This window comes from Paraburkholderia sp. RAU2J (assembly GCF_003634845.1).
GTDB lineage: Bacteria > Pseudomonadota > Gammaproteobacteria > Burkholderiales > Burkholderiaceae > Paraburkholderia > Paraburkholderia fynbosensis.
Window position 1 is genome coordinate 1,531,215 of the sequence record NZ_RBXG01000001.1, and the last position, 26,024, is coordinate 1,557,238.

The 26,024-nt window shown below is 64.2% G+C and carries 23 protein-coding genes and 1 tRNA gene; 15 read left to right on the forward strand and 9 right to left on the reverse strand.

All coding sequences use genetic code 11. From position 1 onward, the window contains the following. Positions 1 to 7 precede the first annotated feature (7 nt). The 10 genes from rsmB (at position 8) to B0G69_RS07130 (ending at position 9,336) form a co-directional block, all read left to right on the forward strand. On the forward strand, positions 8 to 1,447 hold the full coding sequence (rsmB, locus tag B0G69_RS07085) for a 16S rRNA (cytosine(967)-C(5))-methyltransferase RsmB (protein ID WP_121316249.1): 1,440 nt from the start codon (positions 8 to 10) through the stop codon (positions 1,445 to 1,447). Next, positions 1,444 to 2,043: a DUF4390 domain-containing protein gene (locus tag B0G69_RS07090; protein WP_121319170.1), complete on the forward strand. Its 600-nt coding sequence runs from the start codon at positions 1,444 to 1,446 to the stop codon at positions 2,041 to 2,043. Before rsmB ends, B0G69_RS07090 begins: the two co-directional genes overlap by 4 nt. Continuing rightward, complete coding sequence (locus B0G69_RS07095; protein WP_121316250.1) at positions 2,033 to 4,450, forward strand: PAS domain-containing sensor histidine kinase; 2,418 nt, start codon at positions 2,033 to 2,035, stop codon at positions 4,448 to 4,450. Before B0G69_RS07090 ends, B0G69_RS07095 begins: the two co-directional genes overlap by 11 nt. Next, positions 4,451 to 5,140 carry a response regulator transcription factor EsaR gene (esaR, locus tag B0G69_RS07100; protein ID WP_121316251.1) on the forward strand — a complete coding sequence of 230 codons (690 nt, stop codon included), beginning with the start codon at positions 4,451 to 4,453 and terminating at the stop codon, positions 5,138 to 5,140. A gap of 107 nt (positions 5,141 to 5,247) precedes the next feature. Next, positions 5,248 to 5,323 (forward strand) — tRNA-Phe (locus B0G69_RS07105). A 384-nt stretch (positions 5,324 to 5,707) separates the two neighbouring features. Beyond that, the gene (queC, locus tag B0G69_RS07110) at positions 5,708 to 6,442 is read left to right on the forward strand and encodes a 7-cyano-7-deazaguanine synthase QueC (RefSeq protein WP_121316252.1); all 735 of its coding nucleotides are present in this window, start codon (positions 5,708 to 5,710) and stop codon (positions 6,440 to 6,442) included. Positions 6,443 to 6,521: 79 nt separating this feature from the next. After that, positions 6,522 to 7,154, forward strand: coding sequence for a 7-carboxy-7-deazaguanine synthase (gene queE, locus B0G69_RS07115; protein ID WP_121316253.1), 633 nt, complete (start codon positions 6,522 to 6,524; stop codon positions 7,152 to 7,154). 8 nt (positions 7,155 to 7,162) lie between these two features. Further along, a complete protein-coding gene (gene queD / locus B0G69_RS07120) occupies positions 7,163 to 7,606 on the forward strand; it encodes a 6-carboxytetrahydropterin synthase QueD (RefSeq protein WP_121319172.1) in 444 nt (147 codons plus the stop codon). A 249-nt stretch (positions 7,607 to 7,855) separates the two neighbouring features. Beyond that, the gene (locus tag B0G69_RS07125) at positions 7,856 to 8,638 is read left to right on the forward strand and encodes an aldolase/citrate lyase family protein (RefSeq protein WP_121316254.1); all 783 of its coding nucleotides are present in this window, start codon (positions 7,856 to 7,858) and stop codon (positions 8,636 to 8,638) included. After that, positions 8,635 to 9,336 (forward strand): tetratricopeptide repeat protein, encoded by a 702-nt coding sequence (locus B0G69_RS07130; RefSeq protein ID WP_121316255.1) that lies wholly within the window; start codon positions 8,635 to 8,637, stop codon positions 9,334 to 9,336. The genes B0G69_RS07125 and B0G69_RS07130 overlap by 4 nt, the downstream gene beginning before the upstream one ends. 114 nt (positions 9,337 to 9,450) lie before the next feature. Here the strand turns inward: B0G69_RS07130 and rodA are convergent, their stop codons facing one another. From rodA to B0G69_RS07155, 5 genes are all read right to left on the reverse strand, one after another. Beyond that, on the reverse strand, positions 9,451 to 10,599 hold the full coding sequence (gene rodA / locus B0G69_RS07135) for a rod shape-determining protein RodA (RefSeq protein WP_121316256.1): 1,149 nt from the start codon (positions 10,597 to 10,599) through the stop codon (positions 9,451 to 9,453). Between the two features lie 10 nt (positions 10,600 to 10,609). Beyond that, on the reverse strand, positions 10,610 to 12,943 hold the full coding sequence (mrdA, locus tag B0G69_RS07140) for a penicillin-binding protein 2 (RefSeq protein ID WP_121316257.1): 2,334 nt from the start codon (positions 12,941 to 12,943) through the stop codon (positions 10,610 to 10,612). 145 nt (positions 12,944 to 13,088) lie between these two features. After that, positions 13,089 to 13,601, reverse strand: a complete 513-nt coding sequence (mreD, locus tag B0G69_RS07145) for a rod shape-determining protein MreD (protein WP_121316258.1) — start codon at positions 13,599 to 13,601, stop codon at positions 13,089 to 13,091. Continuing rightward, complete coding sequence (mreC, locus tag B0G69_RS07150; protein ID WP_121319174.1) at positions 13,598 to 14,716, reverse strand: rod shape-determining protein MreC; 1,119 nt, start codon at positions 14,714 to 14,716, stop codon at positions 13,598 to 13,600. Before mreC ends, mreD begins: the two co-directional genes overlap by 4 nt. A gap of 159 nt (positions 14,717 to 14,875) precedes the next feature. Next, positions 14,876 to 15,919, reverse strand: a complete 1,044-nt coding sequence (locus tag B0G69_RS07155) for a rod shape-determining protein (RefSeq protein ID WP_004189550.1) — start codon at positions 15,917 to 15,919, stop codon at positions 14,876 to 14,878. Between the two features lie 380 nt (positions 15,920 to 16,299). Here B0G69_RS07155 and gatC point away from each other — a divergent pair, with 380 nt between their 5' ends. The 5 genes from gatC (at position 16,300) to B0G69_RS07180 (ending at position 21,542) form a co-directional block, all read left to right on the forward strand. Further along, on the forward strand, positions 16,300 to 16,599 hold the full coding sequence (gatC, locus tag B0G69_RS07160) for an Asp-tRNA(Asn)/Glu-tRNA(Gln) amidotransferase subunit GatC (RefSeq protein ID WP_121316259.1): 300 nt from the start codon (positions 16,300 to 16,302) through the stop codon (positions 16,597 to 16,599). A 165-nt stretch (positions 16,600 to 16,764) separates the two neighbouring features. Continuing rightward, positions 16,765 to 18,252, forward strand: coding sequence for an Asp-tRNA(Asn)/Glu-tRNA(Gln) amidotransferase subunit GatA (gene gatA / locus B0G69_RS07165; protein WP_121316260.1), 1,488 nt, complete (start codon positions 16,765 to 16,767; stop codon positions 18,250 to 18,252). 5 nt (positions 18,253 to 18,257) lie between these two features. Beyond that, complete coding sequence (gene gatB / locus B0G69_RS07170) at positions 18,258 to 19,733, forward strand: Asp-tRNA(Asn)/Glu-tRNA(Gln) amidotransferase subunit GatB (RefSeq protein WP_121316261.1); 1,476 nt, start codon at positions 18,258 to 18,260, stop codon at positions 19,731 to 19,733. A 138-nt stretch (positions 19,734 to 19,871) separates the two neighbouring features. Beyond that, positions 19,872 to 20,711, forward strand: coding sequence for a PPK2 family polyphosphate kinase (locus tag B0G69_RS07175; RefSeq protein ID WP_121316262.1), 840 nt, complete (start codon positions 19,872 to 19,874; stop codon positions 20,709 to 20,711). Between the two features lie 51 nt (positions 20,712 to 20,762). Then, entirely contained in the window at positions 20,763 to 21,542 is a 780-nt protein-coding gene (locus tag B0G69_RS07180) for an exodeoxyribonuclease III (protein ID WP_121316263.1), read from the forward strand. Positions 21,543 to 21,574: 32 nt separating this feature from the next. On the opposite strand, the gene B0G69_RS07185 is transcribed toward B0G69_RS07180, so the two are convergent. From B0G69_RS07185 to B0G69_RS07200, 4 genes are read right to left on the reverse strand one after another with little or no spacing between them, the layout of a single operon-like run. After that, the gene (locus tag B0G69_RS07185; RefSeq protein ID WP_241991352.1) at positions 21,575 to 22,801 is read right to left on the reverse strand and encodes a M48 family metallopeptidase; all 1,227 of its coding nucleotides are present in this window, start codon (positions 22,799 to 22,801) and stop codon (positions 21,575 to 21,577) included. Between the two features lie 14 nt (positions 22,802 to 22,815). Beyond that, positions 22,816 to 24,210 carry an AmpG family muropeptide MFS transporter gene (locus B0G69_RS07190; RefSeq protein ID WP_121316264.1) on the reverse strand — a complete coding sequence of 465 codons (1,395 nt, stop codon included), beginning with the start codon at positions 24,208 to 24,210 and terminating at the stop codon, positions 22,816 to 22,818. A 14-nt stretch (positions 24,211 to 24,224) separates the two neighbouring features. After that, entirely contained in the window at positions 24,225 to 24,833 is a 609-nt protein-coding gene (gene metW / locus B0G69_RS07195; protein WP_121316265.1) for a methionine biosynthesis protein MetW, read from the reverse strand. Continuing rightward, positions 24,830 to 25,975, reverse strand: coding sequence for a homoserine O-acetyltransferase (locus tag B0G69_RS07200; RefSeq protein WP_121316266.1), 1,146 nt, complete (start codon positions 25,973 to 25,975; stop codon positions 24,830 to 24,832). The genes metW and B0G69_RS07200 overlap by 4 nt, the downstream gene beginning before the upstream one ends. Between the last annotated feature and the right edge of the window lie 49 nt (positions 25,976 to 26,024).

Consider the following 26,024-nt stretch of genomic DNA (forward strand, 5'->3'; position numbering starts at 1 on the left):
CTCTTTCATGACATCAAAGCCTTCTTCGCGTTCTGCTTCTCCGTCGGCACGTCCGCGCGAATCCCGTTTGTCGATGTTGCATCTCGCGCCCGAATCGCTGGGTTTCGCGCTCGACTGTGCCGGCCAGGCTGTCGGCGCCGTGCGTCTCGGCGCGGCCTTGCCGGCCGCGCTGCAATCCGTCTTCGTGTCCGCGCCTGAGGGCAGCGCCGCCGCCGCGCGCGGCGCGGTGCAGGACATCGCGTACCGCACGATGCGGCGCCTCGCGACCGCCGAATGGCTGATGGCGAAGCTGGTGAAGAAAGTTCCGCCGCCGCACGTCGGCCATGTGCTCGCCTGCTCGCTCGCGCTGCTGGTCGATGATGAAGCGAGCGCCGCCTACACGCCGTTCACCGTGGTCGATCAGGCGGTGAGCGCAATCGCTGCGCGTCGCGAATTCGCGTTCGCGAAGGGGCTCGTCAACGCGGTGCTGCGCAATTTCCTGCGCGAGCGCGAGACGCTGCTGAGCGCCGCGCAAGCCGACGAAGTCGCACGCTGGAACTATCCGGCCTGGTGGATTGACGCGGTCAAGCGCGCATGGCCCGACGCGTGGCAAGCGGTGCTCGCGACCGGCAACACGCAAGGCCCGCTCACGCTGCGTGTGAACGCGCGCCGCTCGACGGTCGATGCCTACCTGCAAGTGCTGCAGAGCCATCACGTCGCCGCGAGCCGGGCCGGCGACTACGCCGTCAGGCTCGACACACCGATGCCGGTGGACCGCATCCCCGGTTTCAGCGATGGCGTCGTCTCGGTGCAGGACGCCGGCGCGCAACTCGCCGCGCAATTGCTCGGCGTGCGTGACGGCATGCGCGTGCTCGACGCGTGCGCGGCGCCAGGCGGCAAGACCGGCCACCTGCTCGAACTGGCGAATCTGCAGCTCGTGGCGCTCGAAAGCGATGCGTCGCGCGCGCGCCGCATCGGCGAAAACCTGCAGCGGCTCAAGCTCGAAGCGGAAGTGCGCATCGGCGATGCGGGCACGCCCGCGAAGTGGCACGACGATATCGACCAGCCGTTCGACCGCATCCTCGCCGACGTGCCGTGTTCTGCATCGGGCATTGTGCGGCGTCATCCGGACATTCGCTGGCTGCGCCGCGCGTCCGATATTCCCGCACTGGTCGCAGAACAGCGCCGCATCCTCGATGCGCTCTGGCCGCTCGTGAAGCCGGGCGGCGAGTTGCTCTACGTTACGTGTTCGATCTTTCCCGACGAAGGCGAATTGCAGGCGCAGTGGTTTGGAAACAAGTATCAGGATGCGGTACGATTGGACGCGCCAGGGCAACTTTTACCTTCAGTCGCCCGCGCGCCCGCCGATACCTCGGCCGGTTCCCATGCCGGACAATCCGCTGAAGACAGCGCCGGCGCGAACTCAGACCACGACGGATTTTTCTACGCGCGCTTTCAGAAACGGTGACCATCAAACGCTTCTTCCCGCTTCGGCTCGCTGCCGTGCTCTGGATCGCGCTGGCCGTATGGCTTGCAGCGCCGGGCGCGGCGCACGCTGATTCGATCGCGGTGCAGCGCGCGTCGCTGCAAGCCGACAGCAGTGGTTGGAGTCTCGACGCGCGTTTCGACTTCGAGCTCAACAGCAATCTCGAAGATGCCGTCAACAAAGGCATTCCGCTCTATTTCACGACCGACTTCGAACTGAGCCGGCCGCGCTGGTACTGGTTCGACGAGCAGCCGGTGAGCGTGTCGCAGAGCATTCGCCTGTCGTTCCAGCCGCTGACGCGCGAATACCGCGTATCGAGCGTGTCGTCCGGCGGGTTGCAGCTCGCCTTCAGCACGCTCAAGGATGCGCTCGCCGTGATCAAGCACGTCACGTCATGGCATGTGATCGAGCGCAATCAGGTGCGCGTCGGCGAAACCTACAACGCATCAGTGCGCATGCAACTCGACATCGCGCTGATGCCCAAGCCGTTCCAGATCGACGCGGTGAACAACCGCGACTGGAACCTCGCCTCCGAATGGAAGCGCTTTACCTTCACGGCAACCGAACGTGCTAAATAAAGTGCGCTCAACCACCAGTGTCAGCAGCATCGTCGTGCGCGTGCTGGTGTCGACGGTCGCGGTGACGGCCGTGCTGCTGCTCGTGCTGCTGGCCGCCGCGAGCGCGAATACCGAATTCTTCGACCGCTATTACCAGTGGCTGTACGGCGCCAATGTCGCGGTCGCGATGATCTTTCTGCTGGTCGTGGCGACGCTCGTCATCCTCATCATCGTGCGGCTGCGCAAGGGTAAGTTCGGCACGCGGCTGCTCGCGAAACTCGCGTTCTTCATGGCGTTGGTCGGCGTGGTGCCGGGTGGCATCATTTACGTGGTCTCGTATCAATTCGTGTCGCGCAGTATCGAGTCCTGGTTCGACGTCAATGTCGAAACTGCGCTCACGGCCGGTCTGAATCTCGGGCGCGGCATGCTCGACGCGTCGCTGTCTGACCTGCAGACCAAGGCCCGCCTGATGTCCGAGCAGATCGCCAGCGCGGACGCCGCCGGCACCACGCTCACGCTGTTGCGTCTGCGCGATCAGTTCGGCGTGCAGGACGCGATCATCGTCGAGCCCACGCGCAGCATGTCGGGCGCGACACCCGACATGCATGTGGTCGCACAGGCCTCCGGCAATTACGCGATGCTCGTGTCGAACGACCTGCCCACGCCGCTGATGATCGAACAGGCGCGCGGTCGCGGCTACGCGGCGATCGAAGGCGAAGTGGACGGCGATCCGCAAGCGCATGGCAGCAAGGGCGTGCTGCGCCTGCGCGTCGTGCAGCGCATCCCCGACTCGAACGCTTCGCTGTTGCAGCCGGCCGAACGCTTCCTGCAACTCACGCAGCCGGTATCGCCGTCGCTCGCGCATAATGCGGACGCGGTGCAGCGCGCTTATCGCGAGTACCAGGAGAAGGCGCTCGGCCGCACGGGCTTGCGCAAGATGTACATCGGCACGCTGACGCTCGCGTTGTTTCTCGCCACCTTCATCGCGATGATGCTCGCGCTCGCGCTCGGCAATCAACTGGCGCGGCCGCTGTTCCTGCTCGCGCAGGGCACCAAGGAAGTCACCGAAGGCGATTACACGCCGAAGCGCGAAATCAAATCGCGCGACGAGCTGGGCTTTCTCACGCAGTCGTTCAACGCGATGACGCGGCAGTTGTCCGAAGCGCGCGCCGCGGTCGAGAACAACCGCATCGCGCTCGAACATTCGAAGGCGTATCTGGAAAGCATCCTCGCGAATCTGACCGCGGGTGTGTTCGTGTTCGACCGGCAGTTCAGGCTCACCACCGCGAATCGTGGCGCCGAGCGGATTTTCCGTCAGCCGTTCCAGACCGTGCTCGGTTCGTCGCTCGATCAGATCGGCGCGTTGAGCGAATTCGGCGGCATGGTCCGCAAGGCGTTTGCCGATCGCGAAGCAGCAAGCGGCGACGGTCACGATGATCGTGGCCACTGGCAGCAGCAGTTCTCGATTCAGGTGCCGGGCGAAACCGAACCGCTCACGCTGCTCGTGCGTGGCGCGCGCCTCGTCTCGGCGACGGACCGCGATGCCGAAGACATGCAGACCTCCGGCTACGTCGTGGTGTTCGACGACATCTCCGACGTGATCTCCGCGCAGCGTTCGATTGCATGGGGTGAAGTCGCGCGGCGGCTCGCGCACGAGATCAAGAATCCGCTCACGCCGATCCAGCTCTCCGCCGAGCGATTGCAGATGAAGCTCGCCGACAAGCTGTCGCCATCCGACGCCGACGTATTGAAGCGCGGCGCGACTACGATCGTCAACCAGGTCGCCGCGATGAAGCAGATGGTCGACAATTTCCGCGACTATGCGCGCACGCCTCCGGCCGTGCTCGCGCATCTGCAGTTAAACGATCTGGTCAGCGAAGTGCTCACGCTGTACGGTATCGAAGAAGGCAAGGGCGCGATCCAGGTGGAGCTCGCCGCGTTGCCCGCGATTCGCGGCGACGCGACGCAATTGCGGCAGGTGATTCACAACCTGCTGCAGAACGCGCAGGATGCGGTAGCCGATGTCGAGCATCCGCGTGTGTTGCTCGAGACGAGGACAGTAGAATACGGAGACCCCGACACGGAAGGCAAAGTACGCGTCGCGGTGCGTCTGACAGTATCGGATAACGGACCGGGGTTCCCCGCGCGCATCCTCACGCGCGCATTCGAACCTTATGTGACGACCAAGGCCAAAGGTACGGGTCTGGGTCTTGCAATGGTCAAGAAGATCGTCGACGAGCATGGCGCGCGCATCGACATTCGCAATCGCATGAAAGCGGGCGACGTGATCGAAGGCGCGCAGATTTCGATCCTCTTCCTTCAACTGGCGGACGATGCCGCGGCACCTGGTACAGGGCCGCGACCGGCGCACGGCAGCGGTGCGTCGCAGGGAAAGACAAAAGCAACAGTGCAGACAAGGGCAGCGTAAATGGCAACCATCCTGGTGGTAGATGATGAAATGGGCATCCGGGAATTGCTCTCGGAGATCCTGAGCGACGAGGGGCATGTCGTGGAGGCCGCTGAAAATGCGCAGGAAGCGCGCGAGTTCCGTTTGCGCCAGGCGCCGGACCTCGTGCTGCTCGACATCTGGATGCCCGACACCGACGGCGTGACCTTGCTCAAGGAATGGGCGGCGCAAGGGCAACTGACCATGCCGGTGATCATGATGTCCGGTCACGCGACCATCGATACGGCGGTCGAAGCGACCAAGATCGGCGCGCTCAATTTCCTTGAGAAGCCGATTGCGCTGCAGAAGCTGCTGAAGGCCGTCGAGCAGGGCCTCGCGCGCGGCAATTCGGCCGGGGCGCTCGGCGGTGCAGCGGCCAAGCCGGTGTTGCCGGTGAGCGCGTCAGCGGTGGCGTCGTCGGCCGCGTTGCCGATGCTGTCCACCGACGGCATGGGCAGCGGTGCGCTGGCCGCGCAAACGGCATCGATCTCGTTCGACATTCCGTTGCGCGATGCGCGCGATGCGTTCGAGCGCGCGTACTTCGAATATCACCTTGCGCGCGAGAACGGCAGCATGACGCGCGTGGCGGAGAAGACCGGTCTGGAGCGCACGCACTTGTATCGCAAGCTCAAGCAGCTCGGCGTCGATCTCGGCAAGAACAAAGGAGAGTGAGGACGTGTGTGAGCGCGGAGTCTCACGCGTGGCTTCCGCCACGACATATTTTTTCACGCAGGGGCTTGTCATACTGAAGACCCCTTGATATCATTTCGTTCTTCGTTGGCCCGGTAGCTCAGTTGGTAGAGCAGCGGATTGAAAATCCGCGTGTCGATGGTTCGATTCCGTCCCAGGCCACCAGGATTCAGCCCCAGGAAATCGCAAGATTCCTGGGGCTTTTCCTTTTCTGACGGGTATTCGTGGCTTCGGCTTGCACGTACGCTGCGCCAGGACGCGCTCGGCGGCATTCGGCGTCGCGTGATAAAATCGCGCCAGTTCAAGGACTTGCGCGCAGGCAAATGTGTCACCTGCGTCGCGCCTGGATGCCGCGCGGCACAGGCCGCCATCCGCCCCGAACCCTTCGCCCGACGATTAACGGTATAAGCGCCCAGCGACTCTGCCTGCAGAAGGCGCGGCCTATACTGCTTTGGGCCGGCAGCAGTGCCGGCACGCGTCGCGCCGCGTTGCTCGCATGGCGCACCTCGCGCAGCGCGACGTGGCACTCATCATTCACGGAGTTTCACGGTGATCCGCAAAGACGCTAAGCGTAGCGCTCTCGTGCTGTTTTCCGGCGGCCAAGATTCCGCCACGTGCCTTGCCTGGGCGCTCGATCGTTACGAGACGGTCGAAACGCTCGGCTTCGATTACGGTCAGCGTCATCGCGTCGAACTCGAATGCCGCGAAGGATTCCGTCAGGGTGTCGCGCGAGCGTTTCCGGCGTGGGCCGAGCGGCTCGGCGAAGACCATATGATCGATCTGTCGGTGCTCGGCTCGATCAGCGATACCGCGATGACGCGCGAGATCGAGATCGAAGCCACGGCCAACGGTTTGCCGAATACGTTCGTGCCGGGCCGCAATCTGATGTTCATGACCATCGCGGCGGCGATTGCCTACCGGCGCGGTTTGCAGGTGCTGGTCGGCGGAATGTGCGAGACGGACTTCTCGGGCTATCCCGATTGCCGCGACGACACGATGAAGGCATTGCAGGTCGCGCTGAACCTCGGCATGGACACGCGCATGCTGCTCGAAACGCCGCTGATGTGGCTCGACAAGGCCGACACGTGGCGTCTCGCGCACGAGCTGGGCGGCGACGAACTGGTCGAACTGGTACGCATCGAGACGCACACCTGCTATGTCGGCGAACGTGCCGAACTGCATGCGTGGGGCTTCGGCTGCGGCGAATGTCCGGCATGCCGCTTGCGCAAGCGCGGCTACGAAGCGTACCTGGCCGGCGAAAAGGTCACCGAGCCGCCGCTCTGACAAACGGCGCACGACGCAACAACGCAGTCAGCAGCGCAACGCAGTCCATCATTTTCAGGAACACAAGGCAGAAAGCAGCATGAGTTACGCGGTCAAGGAAATCTTCTACACGTTGCAGGGCGAGGGCGCGAATGCCGGGCGTCCCGCCGTGTTCTGCCGGTTTGCCGGCTGCAATCTGTGGTCGGGCCGCGAGGAAGATCGTGCGCAAGCCGTGTGCCGTTTCTGCGATACCGACTTCGTCGGCACCGATGGCGAGAACGGCGGCAAGTACCGCAGCGCCGAAGACTTGGTGCAGTTAATCGCGTCGCAATGGCCGCAAGGCGAGGGCAAGCGTTTCGTGGTCTGCACGGGCGGCGAGCCGATGTTGCAGATCGATCAGCCGCTGGTCGACGCGCTGCATGCCGCGGGCTTTGAGATCGCGATCGAAACCAATGGCTCGTTGCCGGTGCTCGACACGATCGACTGGATCTGCGTGAGCCCGAAGGCCGACGCGCCGCTCGTCGTGACCAAAGGCAACGAGCTGAAGGTCGTGATCCCGCAAGACAACCAGCGCCTGTCCGACTATGCGAAGCTCGACTTCGAGTATTTCCTCGTCCAGCCGATGGACGGCCCGTCGCGCGACATCAACACCAAGCTCGCGATCGAGTGGTGCAAACGCCATCCGCAATGGCGCCTGTCGATGCAGACCCACAAGTATCTGAACATTCCCTGATTGCCGTGCTGACGATTACACGAAAACTCGAATTCGACGCGGGTCACCGCATCCCCGATCACCGCAGCCAGTGCCGTAATCTGCACGGCCATCGGTATGTGCTCGAAATCACGCTGCAAGGCGATCTGGTCGACACCGAAGGCGCGCCCGATCGCGGCATGGTGATGGACTTCGCCGACGTGAAATCGCTTGCCAACGAGCATCTGGTCGACAGGTGGGATCATGCGTTCCTCGTCTACGAAGGCGACACGCAGGTGCGCGGCTTTCTGGAAAGCATGGCGGGCCACAAGACGGTGGTGCTCGACCGCATTCCAACCGTGGAAAACCTCGCCGCTGTCGCGTTCGATATTCTCGCGAACGTGTACGACGCGCACTACGGCGTGAATCTGCGCCTGCACAAGGTGCGTCTGTACGAGACACCGAATTGCTGGGCCGACGTGGTCCGCGACTAGACCTCGAGGCGCACTTGCGCGCCCATGGAAAGTCCCCTTCGGGGACGGCCTGACCTCGGCGTTATTGACACGGTATGATCGCTCCGATAACCACACGGAGCGAGACATGCCGGTCACCGCATTGCGTCGCAACAGGCATCCAGGCCGACCCGGCCTGCGCCATCGTCTTTGTTCCTGCCGGGCCCACGAGGCCGGCCTGCTTTCCCGCGTTTCAGGCGATCCGTGCGATCGTCGTCACGGAGCGCGGCGATGAGCACTTTCACCAATCCCCTCAAGCAACGTCTGGCGGAAGCCGATCCGCTGTTCGGCCTGTGGCTGTCGCTCGGCAGCGACGCGGCCGCCGAAGCGCTCGCGCACGCCGGTTTCGACTGGCTGCTGATCGACATGGAGCACGCGCCGAACGATAGCGGCGACGTCGCCTCGCAACTGCGCGCAATCGCCGCCGCGCATCTGCCGAGCGAGCCGGTGGTGCGCGTGCCGGCCAGCGAAGGCTGGCTCGTCAAGCGTGTGCTGGATGCCGGTGCGCGCACGCTGATGTTCCCCAACATCGAATCCGCCGACGACGCGGCCCATGCCGTGCGTCTCACGCAATATCCGACCGCCGGGGCGCTCGACGGCCAGCGCGGCGTCGCCGGGGTGGTGCGCGCATCGGGCTACGGCATGCGGCGCGATTACGTGCAGACGGTCAACGCGCAGATCGCGACCATCGTGCAGATCGAGTCGGCGCGCGGCTTGCAGGAGGTCGAGAAGATCGCGGCAACGCCGGGTGTCGACTGCCTGTTTGTCGGACCGGCCGATCTGGCCGCGAGCCTCGGCCATCTCGGCGATTCGAAGCATGCCGACGTGCAGGCGGCGATGGTGCGGATCGTCAGCGCTGCCGACAAAGCCGGCATCGCGGCCGGCATCTTCGCGATGGACGTCGCGAGCGCGAAGCAGCATCGCGATGCCGGTTTTCGTTTCATCGCGCTGGCCGCCGACGTCATGTGGATGTTGCGCGCGACCCGTCAGGCGTTGCAGGAGGTGAGGTCATGAAGTGCAGGGTGCAGGCAGTCCTCGTGCAGGCGGTGGTCACGGCGGCGTTGCTGATGAGCGGCGTGGCCTATGCGCAGGACCGGGTCGCGAAGTCGAACGATCCGGAGACGCAAACCGCGGTGGCCGACTACAACGCCGGCAATCTGGGTGCGGCGCTTGCCGAGTTTCGCAAGGCCGCCGAGCGCGGCAGCCGGCTCGCCGAATTCAACTACGCGATGATGCTGCTCAACGGTGAAGGCACGCCGGTCAATGTCGACGAAGGCAAAAAGTGGCTGCGCAAGGCCGCCGACGCCAACATGTCGCATGCGCAATACGTGTACGGCAAGATGTACGACGATGGCGAGTTCGTCGGGCGCGATCCGGTTGAGGCGCACCGCTGGTTTCTGAAGGCCGCGCAACAGGGCCACGTGCAGGCTGAGCTCGCGTTGGCCAACCAGTTTCTCGACGGGCGCGGCACCGAGCGCGACAACAAGCAGGCGTTCGTCTGGTACAAGAAGGCGGCTCAGGGTGGTGACATGACCGCGCAATACGTGACCGGCTCGTTCTACGAGCGCGGCGGCGACGGCGTGGACAAGAATCTGAACGTCGCGCGCGCCTACTATGCGGCAGCGGCGGCGCAGGGCGATCCGGCGGCGCGTCTGAAGTATCAGCAGCTCAGCACGCAGCTGCGGGATCAGAAAGAAGTGAAGCCGCAGTAAATGAAAAAGGGGCGCTGCCGTGAACGGTGCGCCCCTTAAGCATTTTGATTCTTCGTTCAGGCCTGCTCCAGCCAGCGTCAAACTTCGACCATGGCGGCGTGGCCTCTCGCGCCGCTAACTCTGCATCAGCCGCTTCTGCCGCGCGACGCTCATGATGAGGCCGATCGCGACCCCCAGCGTCGTCAGTGCGGTGCCGCCGTAGCTCATGAACGGCAACGGCACGCCGACCACCGGCAAGATCCCGCTCACCATACCGATATTGACGAACGCGTAGGTGAAGAAGGCCATCGTCAACGATCCGGCTAGTAGCCGCCCGAACAGTGTCGCGCCGTTCGCCGCGATATACAGCCCGCGCGCGATCAGCAGCATGTAAAGCGTAAGCAGCACGACCCCGCCGGCCAGGCCGAACTCTTCGGAGAACACCGCGAAGATGAAGTCGGTGTGTTTCTCGGGGATGAACTCCAGATGCGCTTGCGTGCCCTTCAACCAGCCTTTGCCGAGCGGGCCGCCGGAGCCGATCGCGATCACCGCCTGAATGGTGTGGAAGCCCTTGCCGAGCGGATCGGAGGTCGGATCGAGCAGGGTACAGATGCGGTGCTTCTGATAGTCGTGCATCAGCGGCCACTGCACCTCAGGCTGACAGATTTTGTCCTGAAACGCCGCAATCGAAGCGACCGCGATCACGCCGGCAATCAGCACCGGCACGATCAGTTTGAAACTCAGGCCCGCGAAGTAAATGACGAAGAAGCCCGCCGCGAACACCAGCACGGCCGTTCCCAGATCGGGTTGCTTGGCGATCAGACCGACCGGCACCGCGAGGATCAGAAGACCCACCAGATAGTCGTACCAGCGCATCACGCCTTCGCGGCGCTGGTAGTACCAGGCGAGCATCAGCGGTGTGGCGATCTTCAGGATCTCCGATGGCTGGATCACCACGCCGACATTGATCCAGCGCTTCGCGCCCTTGCGCGTGAGGCCGAACATCGCCACCGCGACGAGTAACGCGATCCCGAACGTATAGAGCGGGACCGCGAAGCGCATCAGCGTGGTGGGCGGCACATTGGCGAGCCCCCACATCAGCACGAACGTCAGCAGGATGTTGCGCAACTGGTCTTCCACACGGCCGGGGACATCCAGACTCGCGCTGTACAGCGTGACGATGCCGACGCACAACAGCAGAAACACGATCAGGGCGAGCGGGCGGTCGAAGCCCGCGAACATCTGCTTGATGCGCTCGAGCCAGGCGCGCTTGTCGAATTGCATGCCTTTCTCCTTACTCGTCGATGCCGCCGGTAGCCGGCTGGCGCGGCGACGTGGCCTCGGTGGCGTCATCCCGCGACGGGGCGGGGCGCGTGACGGCGGTCGGCGTCGGGTCGCTGGCGGGACGGGGTTGATGCGGAGCGCCAGATTTACGCGGCGCTGGTTTCTTCGCGGCAGCGGACGCAGAGGCGGGCATCGCCGCCGACGCACCTGTCGCCGCTGCGGCGGAAGCCGCTGCCGGCGCGGACGCGGCATTCGCGGCAGCAGAAGACGCCGCAGCCGCAGAGGCTGCCGCCGCTGCCGAAGCCGCTCCGGGCATCGGCAACGCGGTGAAGCCTGCGGCGATTCTGACTGGCTGCGCGCCTTCCTGCAGTGTCGGCGCATCGCCGACCTGCGGCGCGGACGCGTCCTGGGTCGCCGATGCCGCCGCCGCGACGGCCGCCGCCTCGGCGCCCGGCTTGTTCTTGCCGACGAGGTAGTAATCGAGCACCTTGCGCGCAATCGGACCGGCCGACTCCGCACCCCAGCCGCCGTTTTCGACGATCAGTGCGAGCGCGATCTTCGGTTGCTCGGCCGGAGCGAACGCGATGAACAGCGCATGGTCGCGCAGATGCTCGGCGATCGCGTGACCTTTGTAGTTCGCGCCCTGCAGCGAATAGACCTGCGCCGTGCCCGTCTTGCCGGCCGCCTGATACTGCGCGCCGATGAACAGTTTGGACGCCGTACCGTTGGTCACGACGCCTTCCATTGCGCGCTTGATGAAGTCGATGTCCGACTGCTTTACCGCGATCTTGTCGCTCGGATCGCGCACCACCGCGCGGGTGTCCTTCGTGATCGGATTTTCGATGTCGCGCACGAGGTGCGGCTTCATCACGACGCCGTTGTTCGCGAGCGTCGCGGTGGCGTGCGCGAGCTGCAGAATGGTGAACGAGTTGTAGCCCTGACCGATGCCCAGGCTGATGGTCTCGCCTTCATACCAGCGTTGCTGTTCGGGCTTACGGTACGCCTTGCGCTTCCATTCCGTCGACGGCAGGATGCCGCGCGCCTCGCCCGAGATGTCGATGCCGGTGATCTGGCCGAAACCCCACGGCTTCATGAAGTTGGCGATGTTGTTGACGCCGAGATCGTGCGCGAGCATGTAGAAATACGTGTCGTTCGACACGACGATCGCGCGGTTCATGTCGATCCAGCCCTGGCCCGAGCGCACGTCGTTGCGGAACGTGTGGCCACCGAACGTGTACGAGCCCGGATCCTGGAAACCCCAGCCCGGCGTACGCTTGTGCAGCGTCAGCGCGGCGAGCGCCATGAACGGCTTGTAGGTCGAGCCCGGCGGGTAGGTGCCATGCAGGGGCCGGTTCAGGAGCGGATGGTCCGGCGAGTTATTCAGCTCGTCCCAGGTTTGCTGGTCGATGCCGTCGACGAAGGAATTCGGGTCGAAGCTCGGCGCCGATACGAACGCGAGCACGTCGCCGGTTGCCGGTTCGATGGCGACCAGCGCGCCGCGGCGGCCGGCGAACGCCTGCTCGGCGACCTGCTGCAGGCCGATATCGAGCGACAGCACGAGGTTGTTGCCGGGCGTCGCCTGGGTGCGCGACAGCGTGCGCACCGGCCGGCCGCCGGCCGTCACTTCCACTTCCTCGAAGCCGGTCTGGCCGTGCAGTTCGGTCTCGTAGCTCTGCTCGACGCCGATCTTGCCGATGTAGTCGGTGCCCTTGTAGTTGTTCGCGTCTAGACGCGGATCGTAGTGGTCCGGATCGCTGTCGTTCTGGTCGCTGGCGTCGTCGATACGCTCCTGGTCGCGCTGCGAAATCCGGCCGATGTAGCCGATCACGTGCGCCGCGGTCTCCCCGAGCGGGTACTGGCGGAACAGGCGCGCGCGCACTTCGACGCCGGGGAAGCGGAAGCGCTGCGCGGTGAAGCGCGCGACTTCGTCGTCGGTCAGGCGGGTGCGGATGGGCAGGCTTTCGAAGTTCTTCGAATCTTCCTGCAGCTTCTTGAAGCGGCGGCGGTCACGGGCATCGATCGACACCACGGTCGCCAGATTGTCGATCACGTTTTCGAGCGAGTCGTTCAGCTTCGACGGCGTGATTTCGAGCGTATAGGCCGAGTAGTTCTTGGCGAGCACCACGCCGTTGCGATCCGTGATGATGCCGCGGTTCGGCACGATCGGCGCGACGGAAATGCGGTTCTCGTCGGCTTGCAGCGAGTACTTGCTGTAGTGCCAGACCTGCAGGAACAGGAAACGGAAGCCGATCAGCCCGAAGCAGACGAACACAAACAGGCCCGCCGCCGCGACGCGCAGGCGGAACTTCGAGAGCTGTTGCTGTGTGTCCTTGAATTCGGTCATGCGATTCTGCAAAAGGCCGGACGACGGCCATCATGAGTGTGCGCCTGATCCGGCCGGAACCGGAGGGCATGAACAGCGATGTGCGTCGGGCGGGCCGGCGGATGAGTTCCATCGGAACGGAACGGCCGGCGCGCCCGATGCGGGATCAAATGGGCCGCGTATCGTCCGGATCGGCCGGGCGGCGTTGCGGCATCAACAACAGCACGCTGGCGATCGGCCACAGCGCGGCTTCGACGAAACCGTCGATCAGGTAACCCCAGCCCGGAAACGCCGCGCCCGTCAGCAAGCGGATCACGAACGGCACCAGCTGCGCGACGACCAGCAGCGGCATCACCGCGAAGGTCTGCACGCCGAGCGACATCCACAGCACGCGACGGTGGATCGTGATCGCCCCGTACGACAACAGCGTGTACGCCAGCGCGTGCTCGCCGAGCAGGCTGGCGTTGTGCACGTCCATCAGCAAACCGAGGAAAAATGCGATGCCCATGCCGACTTTGCGCGGCTGGTGCACGTTCCAGAACAGCAGCACGAGCGCGACGAAGTCAGGCACGCCGACGAGGCGCCCCCATGGCATCAGATTCAGCAGGAACGCCGCAGCGAGACTGAAGGCGATGAAGTACGGATTGACCGGCTGCAGGATGTATTGCGGACGATTCATGGCTTGGCTCCCGACGCAGCTTGTGGCTTCGCGCTCTTCTCGGGGACCGGTTTCTTTTCTGCGGCGGCGGACTTCTTCTCTGCGGCGGCCGGCTTGGCTGGCGTTTTTTCGACGGGCTTCGCGGTGGATTTCTCCGTCACGGGCTTCTCGGCCGCTTTTTCCCCCGGCTTGGCGGCGGATTTATCCGCTGCGCCCTTGCCGTCCGCCGATTTGCCGCCCTTCTTCTTCGCTTCCTTCGCGGTGGTGGCCGCGTCGGGCTCTTCGGGCGGACGCGGCGGCACGTCGTTGACGTAGTGCAGCACGAGCAGTTGACGCGCGCCGCGCACCGGCGCGACCGGCACGCAGACCACGCGCGCGAACGCCGTGTCGGCCTGTTTGTCGACCCGCACGACCTTCGCGACCGGCAGTCCCGGCGGATACACGCCGTCGAGCCCGCTGGTGACGAGTTCGTCGCCGGTTTGAACGTCGGCACTGATCGGCACGAAGCGCAGGTCGAGCGTATCGCCCTTCGGCGTACCGTAGATCACGCTGCGCAAGCCGGTGCGCACGATCTGCACGGGCACCGCCTGATCCTTGTCGGTGAGCAGCGTGACTTCGGCCTGCAGCGGGAACACGCGCGTCACCTGGCCGATCACGCCATCTTCGTTGACGACCGGCGAGCCGTTCTGGATGCCCTGTTGCGCGCCGCGCCCGATGACCACCTTCTGCGTGAACGGATCGCGCGTGTCGTACTGGATTTCAGCAGGCAGCGATTGCGTGGTCGAGCGCTGCGACAGTTGCAGCAGCGCGCGCAAATGGGCGTTTTCGGCGGCAAGTCCGGCGGCGGTATTGGCTTGCTGCGACAGCTGCAGGTCTTTCGTGCGCAGCTTGTCGTTCTCGCTGCGCAGTGTGGCGCTGGTCACGGCCAGATCGGCGGCGCCCATGAAGATGTCGCGCGGCACCAGAGCCGCGCGTTGCAACGGATAAAGACCCGCGCCGAGCACGCCGCGAACGATTTCGAGCGTCTGGAAGCGTGCATCGGAGATCAACAGGGCCAGCGCCAGCACGACGAAAAATAGCAGTCGTGCCAGTGCGGAAGGGCCTTGCTTGAACAGGGGCGGCGGACTGTATTCCATGGTCGGCGCCGGGGGCGTGAACAGTTGAGTGAGACGGCGGCGCGCGACGGACGCGCGCTCAGCGCGCGGCGGCTGGTTGGCCCAGCCGGTGACAAACACAAACCGGCCCGCAAGGGGCCGTGTGCCAGATCCGCGCTACTGACATGGAGAGGGGCTCGCTTACTCGTACGAGAAGATGCTGCCGAGCTTGTCCATGCGTTCGAGCGCCATGCCCGAGCCTCGTACGACGCAGGTCAGCGGGTCTTCGGCGACGAGCACCGGCAGGCCGGTTTCTTCGGCGAGCAGGCGGTCCAGATCGCGCAGCAATGCGCCACCGCCCGTGAGCATCATGCCGCGTTCGGCGATGTCGGCACCGAGTTCGGGCGGCGTTTGTTCCAGCGCGATCTTCACCGACGACACGATCTGGTTCAGCGGATCGGTGAGGGCTTCGAGAATTTCGTTGCTGGAAATCGTGAAGCTGCGCGGAATGCCTTCCGACAGATTGCGGCCCTTCACTTCCATTTCCTTGACTTCGGAACCCGGGAACGCGGAGCCGATTTCCTTCTTGATCGCTTCGGCGGTTTGCTCGCCGATCAGCATGCCGTAGTTGCGGCGGATGTAGTTGACGATCGCTTCGTCGAACTTGTCGCCGCCCACGCGCACCGAGCCCTTGTACACGATGCCGCCGAGCGAGATCACGCCGACTTCAGTCGTGCCGCCGCCGATGTCGACGACCATCGAGCCGGTTGCTTCCGACACCGGCAGGCCGGCGCCGATTGCGGCGGCCATCGGCTCTTCGATGAGATAAACCTGCGACGCGCCCGCGCCGTGCGCCGCTTCCTTGATTGCGCGGCGCTCGACCTGGGTCGAACCGCACGGCACGCAGATGATGATGCGCGGCGACGGCGAGAACATGCGCGATTCGTGAGCTGTCTTGATGAACTGCTTGATCATCTGCTCGGTGACGGTGAAGTCGGCGATCACGCCGTCTTTCATCGGGCGGATCGCCTCGATGTTGCCCGGCACCTTGCCGAGCATCTGCTTGGCTTCCTTACCGACTGCCTGGATGGTCTTCTTGCCGTTGGGACCGCCTTCCTGGCGGATCGAAACCACCGACGGTTCGTCCAGCACGATGCCTTTGCCACGCATGTAGATGAGCGTGTTGGCGGTGCCGAGGTCAATCGCCAGATCGTTGGAGAAGTAGCTGCGAAGAAAACCGAACATTCAAAATCCTGTCTCGCTGGGGGCCGGGCCTCGCAACGTTTGCGTAGGGCGGCAGCGGAAAAATAACAGCTTCAACCGGGCGGACACTACGCCACTTGAGCTTGAAACTGCGAGGGAGTCTACCGGAGGCCGTTGCGAAGCCAAATCAGAAAAATCCGAACGATCTTTGGGAATTGTTCAGAAAGGACTTGGTAAGTCGGTCCGGGTTTGGGTCGAACGCGTAATGATACCTTATAATTTTGGATGTTTTGAAGGAAACGGAGGGCACTTTTTGCCCCCGCCGACCCCCTTTTTCGGGGTTGTCCTATTGCCTCGTAACTTGCTGTTGCAGCGTCGTTTTTTTCGTGCTGCGACGGTCCACCACAATTTCCGGTGACTGCATGGCTCTGACCCTGACCGATGTTAAACGCATCGCGCATCTCGCGCGGCTCGAACTGGCCGACGCCGACGCTGAGCACACGCGTGCCCAGCTCAATGGTTTTTTCGGCCTTGTCGAGCAGATGCAGGCGGTCGATACCACCGGCATCGCCCCGCTTGCCCACCCGATCGAGCAGATCGAAGACGTCGCGCTGCGCCTGCGTAACGACGCCGTGACCGAAACGGTCGAACGCGAAGCCTTCCAGCGCCCGGCGCCGGCCGTTCAGGACGGCTTGTATCTCGTGCCGAAGGTGATCGAGTAAGTCCCGCGCTGCAGGCCCGGCGTGGCTTGCCAGCCTGCGGCGTGCCGCCCCGCACGAGCGGCGTGCGCGCCCATCGCGGGCTTCCTCGCCCCGGTTTGCCGGCGGGCAGCCCGATGCCTCCACGGCAGCGTGACCGCGCTGCCGCGCTTTCCAGGATAAAACGCAATGCATGAAAAAAGTCTGACCGAACTGCGCGCCGCCTTGGCGGCCAAGGAATGCTCCGCAGTCGAACTGGCGCAGTTGTACCTGAAGCGGATCGACGCGGCCAATGGCCTGAACGCGTTCATCCAGGTCGATCACGAATTAACGCTCGCGCAGGCGAAAGCCGCCGACGCGCTGCTCCACACCGGCCATGCCGGACCGCTGGTCGGCCTGCCGATCGCGCACAAGGATGTGTTCGTCACCAAGGGGTGGCGCTCCACCGCCGGCTCGAAGATGCTGGCGAACTACGAAAGCCCGTTCGATGCCACCGTGGTTGCGCGTCTGCAGAACGCCGGCATGGTGTGCGTGGGCAAGACCAACATGGACGAGTTCGCGATGGGCTCGTCCAACGAGAATTCGTACTTCGGCCCCGTCCAGAATCCGTGGGATCCTAAATCGGTGCCCGGCGGTTCGTCGGGCGGCTCGGCGGCGGCGGTGGCCGCGCGTCTCGCGCCCGCCGCGACCGGCACCGACACCGGCGGCTCGATCCGTCAGCCGGCGTCGTTCTCCGGCGTCACCGGCATCAAGCCGACATATGGCCGCGTGTCGCGCTACGGCATGATCGCGTTCGCGTCGTCGCTGGATCAGGGCGGCCCGATGGCGAAGAGCGCCGCGGACTGCGCGACGCTGCTCAACGCGATGGCCGGCTTCGACGAGCGGGATTCCACGAGCCTCGTGCGCGACGACGAAGACTACACGCGCTATCTCGGCAAGCCGTGGCAGGACAGCGGCGCGCACAAGCCGCTCGCCGGCCTGCGCATCGGTCTGCCGAACGAGTACTTCGGCGCGGGTCTCGCCGACGACGTGCGCGCCTCGATCGACGCCGCCCTGAAGCAGTACGAAGCGCTCGGCGCCACGCTGGTCGACGTCTCGCTGCCGAAAACCGAACTGTCGATTCCGGTGTACTACGTGATCGCGCCGGCCGAGGCGTCGTCGAACCTGTCGCGCTTCGACGGCGTGCGCTTCGGCCATCGCGCCGCTGAATATCGCGATCTGCTCGACATGTACAAGAAGTCGCGCGCCGAAGGTTTCGGTCCGGAAGTGAAGCGCCGCATCATGGTCGGCGCATACGTGCTGTCGCATGGCTATTACGACGCGTACTACCTGCAGGCGCAGAAAATCCGCCGCATCATCGCGCAGGACTTCCAGGAAGCGTTCAAGCAGTGCGACGTGATCATGGGACCGGTCGCGCCGTCGGTAGCGTGGGATCTCGGCGCGAAGGGCGACGATCCGGTGCAGATGTATCTGGCCGACATCTACACGCTGTCGGTGAGCCTCGCCGGTTTGCCGGGCATGAGCGTGCCGTGCGGTTTCGGCGCGGGCGCGAATGCGCAGCGTCCGGTGGGTCTGCAGATCATCGGCAACTATTTCAATGAAGCCCGGATGCTGCAGGTGGCCGACGCGTTCCAGCGCGCCACCGACTGGCACCGCAAAGCACCGGCAGGAGTGTGAGCACCATGACCAAACAATGGGAAGTCGTGATCGGTCTGGAGACCCACGCGCAACTGTCGACTCAATCGAAAATTTTCTCGGGCGCGGCCACGCAATTCGGCGCGGCGCCGAACACGCAGGCTTGCCCCGTCGACCTCGCCTTGCCGGGCACGCTGCCGGTGATGAACCGCGGCGCGGTCGAACGCGCCATCCAGTTCGGTCTCGCGATCGGCGCGACGGTGGCCCCGCGCAGCATTTTCGCGCGCAAGAATTATTTCTACCCTGATCTGCCGAAGGGCTATCAGATCAGCCAGTACGAAATCCCCGTGGTGCAGGGCGGCCAGGTGACGATTCAGGTGCCTGCCAATGAGAAGGCGGGCAAGGAAGCGTACGAGAAGGTCGTCAACCTCACGCGCGCCCATCTGGAGGAAGACGCGGGCAAGTCGCTGCACGAAGACTTCGCGGGCATGACCGGCATCGATCTGAATCGCGCGGGCACGCCGCTGCTGGAAATCGTCACCGAGCCGGAAATGCGCAGCGCGGCCGAAGCGGTTGCGTATGCGAAGACGCTGCACACACTCGTCACGTGGCTCGGCATCTGCGACGGCAACATGCAGGAAGGCTCGTTCCGCTGTGACGCGAACGTGTCGGTGCGCCCGGTCGGTCAGGCGGAATTCGGCACGCGCGCCGAGATCAAGAACCTGAACTCGTTCCGCTTCCTCGAAGAGGCGATCCAGTACGAAGTGCGCCGTCAGATCGAGTTGATCGAAGACGGCGGCACGGTGGTGCAGGAAACGCGTCTGTACGATCCGGACAAGCGCGAAACGCGTTCGATGCGCAGCAAGGAAGACGCGCACGATTACCGCTATTTCCCCGACCCCGATCTGATGCCGCTCGTGATCGACGCGGCGTGGGTCGAGCGCGTGAAGGGCGAGATGCCGGAGCTGCCGGAAGCGATCCAGCAGCGCTTCGTGTCGCAATATGGCCTCACGCCCTACGACGCCAACGTGCTGACGTCGAGCAAGGCGATGGCCGCGTACTACGAAGCGGTGGTCGTCAAGGTCGGCCCGGCCAACGCGAAGGTCGCGGCGAACTGGCTGATGGGCGAAGTGTCGTCGCAACTGAATCGCGAAGGGCTGGAAATCGACGCGTCGCCGGTGTCGTCCGCGCAACTCGCGCTGCTGCTGCAACGCATTGCCGACGGCACGATCTCGAACAAGATCGCGAAGGAAATTTTCCTCGCGATCTGGGAAGAGAAGGCCACCGACGAAGCCGCCGCCGATCGCATCATCGAAGCGAAGGGCCTCAAGCAGATTTCGGATACCGGCGCGCTGGAAACGATCATCGACGAAGTGCTCGCCGCGAACCAGAAGTCGGTCGAGGAATTCCGCGCCGGCAAGGAAAAGGCGTTCAACGCGCTGATCGGTCAGGCGATGAAGGCGACCAAGGGCAAGGCCAATCCGGCGCAGGTGAACGAACTGCTGAAGAAAAAGCTGTCCTGAGTTGAAGAAGCGCGGTCTGGGCGTTGTCGCCCGGACCATCACGGGCTGTTGCCGGAAACGAAAGTGGGGCAACGGCCCGTTTCATTTTGCTGGCTCGTTTTTTTTCGAACCGCTGAACGCAGATCACGGAGTGTGTGGATGGCGAAGCAACCCGAACTCGACGATTTCCGCGTGCCGTATTTCGACGACGGCAAGAAAAAATTCAAATTCTCGCTGAACGATTTCGATACGGCTGCGAAGCCATTTTCAACCGGCTCGAAAGATGCGGACCGCGAGCGGCTCGCCGAGATCGGTGCGCAACTCCAGACCCAGCAGGAGTGCCTGCACGCGCAGCAGAAGCGTCGCGTGTTGCTGGTGCTGCAAGGCATGGATACGAGCGGCAAGGACGGCACGATCCGCGCGGTATTTCACGACGTCGATCCGCTCGGTTTGCGCATCGTCCCGTTCAAGGCGCCGACGCCGGTGGAACTGGCGCACGATTTTCTGTGGCGCGTGCATGCGCAGGCGCCCGCCGCCGGCGAGCTGACGATCTTCAACCGCAGTCACTACGAAGATCTGCTAGTGCCCACCGTACGCGGCGAACTGGATGAGCAGGCGTTCGAGCAACGCTGCTGCCACATTCGCCAGTTCGAGGAGATGCTTGCGTATAGCGGCACGACTATCGTCAAGTGCATGCTGCACATTTCGAAAGACGAACAGCGTCAGCGTCTGCAGGCGCGTATCGACGACCCGAGCAAGCACTGGAAATTCGACGTGGCCGATCTCGACGCGCGCAAGCAGTGGGACGCGTATCAGTCGGCGTATCGCGACGCGCTGGCCGCGACGTCGACCGACTACGCGCCGTGGTACGTCATTCCCGCCGACTCGAAGACGCATCGCAATGTGATGGTCGCCGAGTTGCTGTTGCGCGCGCTGGATGCGCTGAAGCTCGAATACCCGCCTCCCAAAGAATCGCTGAAGGGCGTCAAGGTCGAGTGAGACCGGCTGCGCCCCCTGGCTCCAGAAACGAATCGAACATAAAGGAACGACATGTTGCGTGTGATTACCGCCAACCTGAACGGCATCCGCTCTGCGGCGAAGAAGGGCTTTTTCGACTGGTTCGGCGAGCAGAACGCCGACGTCTTGTGCGTGCAGGAAATCAAATGCTCGCAGGACGACATGACGCCGGAATTCATGGCGCCGCACGATTTCACCGGCTATTTTCAGCACGCGGTGAAGAAGGGCTATAGCGGCGCGGGCGTGTACACGCGTCACGAACCGGACGAAGTGGTGATCGGCTTCGGCAGCGAAGAATTCGATCCGGAAGGGCGCTATGTCGAATTGCGCTTCGGCAAGCTGTCGGTGATTTCGGTGTATGTGCCGTCGGGCTCGAGCGGCGACGAGCGCCAGCAGGCCAAGTACCGCTTCATGGACGAGTTCATGCCGCATCTCGCCGAACTCGCGAAAGAGCGCGAAGTGATCGCGTGCGGCGACGTGAACATCGTCCACAAGGAAATCGACATCAAGAACTGGAAGAGCAACCAGAAGAACTCGGGTTGCCTGCCGGAAGAGCGCGCGTGGCTGACCAAACTGTTCGACGAAGTGGGGTACGTCGACGTGTTCCGCACGCTCGACCAGCGGCCGGAACAGTACACGTGGTGGAGCAATCGCGGTCAGGCGTACGCGAAGAACGTCGGGTGGCGGATCGACTATCAGATCGCGACGCCGGGCATCGCCGGCAAGGCGAAGCGCACCGACGTGTTCCGCGATATCAAGTTCAGCGACCATGCGCCGCTGACGGTCGACTACGATCACAAGGTCAAGAAGTAAGCACCCGTGCCGCGTCGCTCAATACCCGTCTGTCAATCGCGGATCGGCTTGCGGCGCGGACGGCCCATGCCCGCGTAATCCGGTAGCGCGTCCACGCTCTTGCCGATCGCCTTCGCATAGAGCGGCAGCATGTCCGGCAAGCGCTTGATGATGTCCTGACGACGCGCCGGCGTGTACGGATGCACGTAGATGAAGCCGCGCTCGCGATCGCCGCGCGTTGCTTGCGCGAGCTTGTCCCACAGCGTGACCGCCGCGCGCGGATCGAAACCGGCGCGCGAGGCGATGTCGCTGCCAATCACGTCGGCTTCGGTTTCGTCGGTGCTCTCGTACTTCATTTCCAGCAGGCGCGAGCCGATGCCGAGCGGCGCAGCGCCGAGGTCGGCCAGCCCGAATAGCTGCGGGATCGTGCCGGTCGAATCGAGCTGGCTCGCCTGGAGCTGGCCGAGCCGTTCGCGTGCATGCTCGCGCAGCGCGTGCGCGATCTCGTGGCCGATCAGCATGCCGAGCTCGTTGTCGTTCAGACGCACGCGGTCGAGCAACCCGCCGTAGACGACGATCTTGCCGCCCGGCAGACAGTACATGCGGATATCGGGCGAGCGCACCACCTCCACATCCCACTTCCAGTTTTTGGCCCGCTCGTTCCATTTCAGCGAGTACGGAATCATCCTGTCGACGATCGACCGTACGCGCGTGACGTGCGCATCGGCGTCGCCGTACAGGCGGTTGGCGTGCTCGGCGCCGTACGCAATCTGGCTGAACTCTTCGGCGGCTTGCGCCTCGAGCATCGGCGACGGAATCAGATTGCGGAACACCATGTAGCCACCGAAACGCAACTGAGTGTTCGGAGTGTACGAGAGCGGCGAGGCGGGCGGCGCGGAAGTCGCCGCAGGCGTTTTCGCGGTGACGGGCGGTTGAGCCGGCGGTGTCGCGGAGGTCGGTGCGGTGGTGGCGGGCGTGCTGCCGGTGTTCGGGCTGCTCGTCGCGTTGTTCGCGCCGGGTGCTGCCGGGGTCGGGTTCTCGGCACCGGCCGTCACCGCCGCGGACTTCGCCGTAGGCGCGGCCGCCGGGCCCGTCGCGGTGACCGGTGCGGCGGCTGTGGCCGCGCTGGCGCCGGCCGCCGGTGCGCTTGCCGCGTACGCGCCCGACGGCATGGTCAACGCCAGGCCGCTTGCCCAGCCTAGCGCGCAGGCCGCATACAGTACCGTGCGCGTCGCTTTGAACGACGGAACCCAGGTCGCGCGCAAAGGCCGCGCACGCATTGAGCGTTGCGTCTTCACGAGCGGGTTCTCCACGGCGCGATGCGCAACAGCAGCAGCATGCCGGGCAACGCCAGCACCGTGCACGCGATGAAGTAGTCGAACCAGCCGATCTGCGCGACCACATAACCGCTCGCCGCCGATGCCAGCGTGCGCGGCACCGACGCGAGGCTCGTGAAGAGCGCGAACTGCGTGGCCGTGTAGCGCGGGTCGGTGGTGCTGGCGATATACGCGGTGAAGGCCGCCATCGTCAGACCGGTGGTGAAGGTTTCGAAGCCATACACCAGTGCGAGCGCGACCGAGCGCGGCTCGAACTGCACGGCCCAATCGATCCCGACCAGCGCGAGCACCTTCGTCGTCCCCTGGCTGAGCCAGACGGCGATGTCGTAAATCTCGGCAAGACCCGGCGATGCCGGACCGAGATGCGCGAGCCACGCGAAGCCGAGCGTCGACACCATCTGCAGGACGCCGAAGATCCACAAGCCGCGGCCAATGCCGATCTTCATCAGCCAGATCCCGCCGACGATGCCGCCCGCGAGACTCGCGCCGAACGCGGTGGTCTTCGCGATCACACCGATCTGCGTGCGCGAAAAGCCGATGTCGAGGAAGAACGATGTGGACAGCGTGGTCGCCATCGTGTCGCCGAGCTTGTAGAGAAAGATGAAGCCGAGCACGAACAGCGCGCCGCGCCAGCCGTCGCGCTGAATGAATTCCCGGAATGGCTGCACGATCGCTTCGCGCAGGTTCTTCGGCGGCTTGCCGTGCACTTCGGGCTCGCTGACTACCAGCGTCATCACCATGCCCGGCAGCATGAATGCCGCCGTGACGATGAACACGGTGGTCCACGGCAAATGGTCGGAGAGAATCAGCGCGAGCGAGCCGGGCACCAGCGCCGCGATCTTGTAGGCGTTCACATGGACGGCATTGCCGAGGCCCTGCTGCGTGTCGCTCAGCAGTTCGCGCCGGTACGCGTCGATCACGATGTCCTGGCTCGCGCCGAAAAACGCGACCAACGCCGTCAAAGCCGCCACCGTCCAGATCGAATCGCGCGGCGACACGAACCCCAGCGTCGCGATGGCGCCGGCCACGAGGATCTGCGTGACGAGCATCCAGCCGCGCCGTCGGCCCGGACGCCAGCCCGGAAAGCGCGGCATGTAGCGGTCCATCAGCGGCGCCCAGATGAATTTCCAGGTGTACGGGAACTGGATCAGCGCAAAGAGGCCGATTTCCTTCAGGTTGACGCCTTCGGAGCGAAGCCATGCCTGCACCAGATAGACGAGCGTGAATAGCGGCAGGCCCGACGTAAAGCCGAGAAAGACGCAGATCAGCATGCGCGTATTCAGGAACGCGCGCCAGCCGGGATGTTCTTCGTGAGCGTTAAGTGCAGGCGCCTCGTGCGGCGGGTTCGACATGTGGATAATTTGCGTTAGCTTTTCTTGACGCGATAGACCGCAAGACTACCACGCCAGTTCACGCCCCAGCGCACGGTCTGCCCGTCGTGCAGTACCACGCGGTCGAGAATTTCGATGCCGACTTCCGGTGCGAGCGCTTCGAAGTCCTCGATGGTCAGCACCCGCACGTTCGGCGTGTTGTGCCATTGATAAGGCAGCGACTTCGACACCGGCATGCGCCCCTGTAGCACCGACAGCCGATGCGCCCAGTAGCCGAAATTCGGAAACGACACGATGCATTCCTTGCCCACCCGCACCGTCTCGCGCAGGATCGCGGCGGTCTGATGAATGGTTTGCAGCGTCTGCGACAGAATCGCGAAGTCGAAGCTGCCGTCTTCGAACAGGCGCAGGCCGTCTTCGAGATTCTGCTGGATCACATTGACGCCGTTTTGCGTCGACGCCAGCACGCCCGCGTCGTTGATCTCGATGCCGTAGCCCTGCACGTCGAGTTCTTCGGTCAGCAGCGACAGCAGCGAGCCGTCGCCGCAGCCGAGATCCAGCACCGTGGCGCGCGGTTCGACCCAACGGGCGATCGCGCGGAAGTCCGGGCGCAGCGCCAGGTAATCGAGTGCTCGCTGGTTCATGCGTTCACCTCGTTCGCAATACGTTCGTAGTAGGCGCGCATCACGTTGTGATAGCGCGCGTCGTCGAGCAGGAAGGCGTCGTGGCCGTGCGGCGCGTCGATCTCCGCGTAGGTGACGGTGCGCTTGTGGTCGAGCAGCGCCTTCACCAGTTCGCGCGAGCGGGCCGGCGCGAAACGCCAGTCGGTCGTGAAGCTCGCAATCAGATATTTCGCCGTGGTGTGCGCGACCGCTTTGGTCAGGTCACCTTCGAAAGCTTTGGCGGGATCGAAGTAGTCGAGCGCGCGCGTGATCAGCAGATACGTATTCGCGTCGAAGTAGTCAGCGAACTTGTCACCCTGGTAGCGCAGGTACGACTCCACTTCGAACTCGACGTCGAAGTTGAAGTTGTATGCGTCCAGTGCGCCTTCCGCGCGGCGCAGCGAACGGCCAAATTTCTCGGCCATGTCGTCGTCCGACAGATACGTGATGTGGCCGATCATCCGCGCGACGCGCAGGCCGCGCTTCGGCTTCACGTTGTGCGCGTAGTAGTTGCCGCCGTGGAAGTCGGGGTCCGACAGGATCGCCGAGCGCGCGACCTCGTTGAACGCGATGTTCTGTGCCGACAGCTTCGGCGTGGACGCGACCACGATGCAATGCGCGACGCGCTCCGGATACATCATGCTCCACGCGAGCGCCTGCATACCGCCGAGGCTGCCGCCCATCACCGCGGCGAAACGCGTGATGCCGAACTGATCGGCGACGCGCGCCTGGGCGTTGACCCAGTCTTCGACGGTGACGACCGGAAAGGTCGCGCCGTACGGGACGCCAGTGGCCGGGTCGATACTCATCGGCCCGGTCGAGCCGAAGCACGAGCCCAGGTTGTTCACGCCGATCACGAAGAACTTGTCGGTGTCGAGCGGCTTGCCCGGGCCGACCATGTTGTCCCACCAGCCGACGTCCTTCGGGTTGTCCGCGTACACACCCGCGACGTGGTGCGACGCGTTGAGCGCGTGGCACACCAGTACCGCATTGCTGCGCGCGGCGTTGAGCGTGCCGTAGGTCTCGACCATCAGGTCGTAACCGGCCAGCGAGCTGCCGTTCTGCAGCTGCAGTGGCTCGGTGAAATGCATTGTTTGGGGAGCGACGATACCGATCGATTCCATTCATTCCGCCATTAAAAAAACAGGCGGCTAGATGGCGTCGGCGAAGCAC

Excerpts from the sequence above, each read along its gene's own strand:
- rsmB (WP_121316249.1), top strand. The coding sequence starts at position 8 with ATGACATCAAAGCCTTCTTCGCGTTCTGCTTCTCCGTCGGCACGTCCG.
- esaR (WP_121316251.1), top strand. The coding sequence starts at position 4,451 with ATGGCAACCATCCTGGTGGTAGATGATGAAATGGGCATCCGGGAATTG.
- queE (WP_121316253.1), top strand. The coding sequence starts at position 6,522 with ATGAGTTACGCGGTCAAGGAAATCTTCTACACGTTGCAGGGCGAGGGC.
- B0G69_RS07125 (WP_121316254.1), top strand. The coding sequence starts at position 7,856 with ATGAGCACTTTCACCAATCCCCTCAAGCAACGTCTGGCGGAAGCCGAT.
- B0G69_RS07130 (WP_121316255.1), top strand. The coding sequence starts at position 8,635 with ATGAAGTGCAGGGTGCAGGCAGTCCTCGTGCAGGCGGTGGTCACGGCG.
- rodA (WP_121316256.1), bottom strand. The coding sequence starts at position 10,599 with ATGCAATTCGACAAGCGCGCCTGGCTCGAGCGCATCAAGCAGATGTTC.
- mrdA (WP_121316257.1), bottom strand. The coding sequence starts at position 12,943 with ATGACCGAATTCAAGGACACACAGCAACAGCTCTCGAAGTTCCGCCTG.
- mreD (WP_121316258.1), bottom strand. The coding sequence starts at position 13,601 with ATGAATCGTCCGCAATACATCCTGCAGCCGGTCAATCCGTACTTCATC.
- mreC (WP_121319174.1), bottom strand. The coding sequence starts at position 14,716 with ATGGAATACAGTCCGCCGCCCCTGTTCAAGCAAGGCCCTTCCGCACTG.
- B0G69_RS07155 (WP_004189550.1), bottom strand. The coding sequence starts at position 15,919 with ATGTTCGGTTTTCTTCGCAGCTACTTCTCCAACGATCTGGCGATTGAC.
- gatC (WP_121316259.1), top strand. The coding sequence starts at position 16,300 with ATGGCTCTGACCCTGACCGATGTTAAACGCATCGCGCATCTCGCGCGG.
- gatA (WP_121316260.1), top strand. The coding sequence starts at position 16,765 with ATGCATGAAAAAAGTCTGACCGAACTGCGCGCCGCCTTGGCGGCCAAG.
- gatB (WP_121316261.1), top strand. The coding sequence starts at position 18,258 with ATGACCAAACAATGGGAAGTCGTGATCGGTCTGGAGACCCACGCGCAA.
- B0G69_RS07175 (WP_121316262.1), top strand. The coding sequence starts at position 19,872 with ATGGCGAAGCAACCCGAACTCGACGATTTCCGCGTGCCGTATTTCGAC.
- B0G69_RS07180 (WP_121316263.1), top strand. The coding sequence starts at position 20,763 with ATGTTGCGTGTGATTACCGCCAACCTGAACGGCATCCGCTCTGCGGCG.
- B0G69_RS07185 (WP_241991352.1), bottom strand. The coding sequence starts at position 22,801 with ATGCGTGCGCGGCCTTTGCGCGCGACCTGGGTTCCGTCGTTCAAAGCG.
- B0G69_RS07190 (WP_121316264.1), bottom strand. The coding sequence starts at position 24,210 with ATGTCGAACCCGCCGCACGAGGCGCCTGCACTTAACGCTCACGAAGAA.
- metW (WP_121316265.1), bottom strand. The coding sequence starts at position 24,833 with ATGAACCAGCGAGCACTCGATTACCTGGCGCTGCGCCCGGACTTCCGC.
- B0G69_RS07200 (WP_121316266.1), bottom strand. The coding sequence starts at position 25,975 with ATGGAATCGATCGGTATCGTCGCTCCCCAAACAATGCATTTCACCGAG.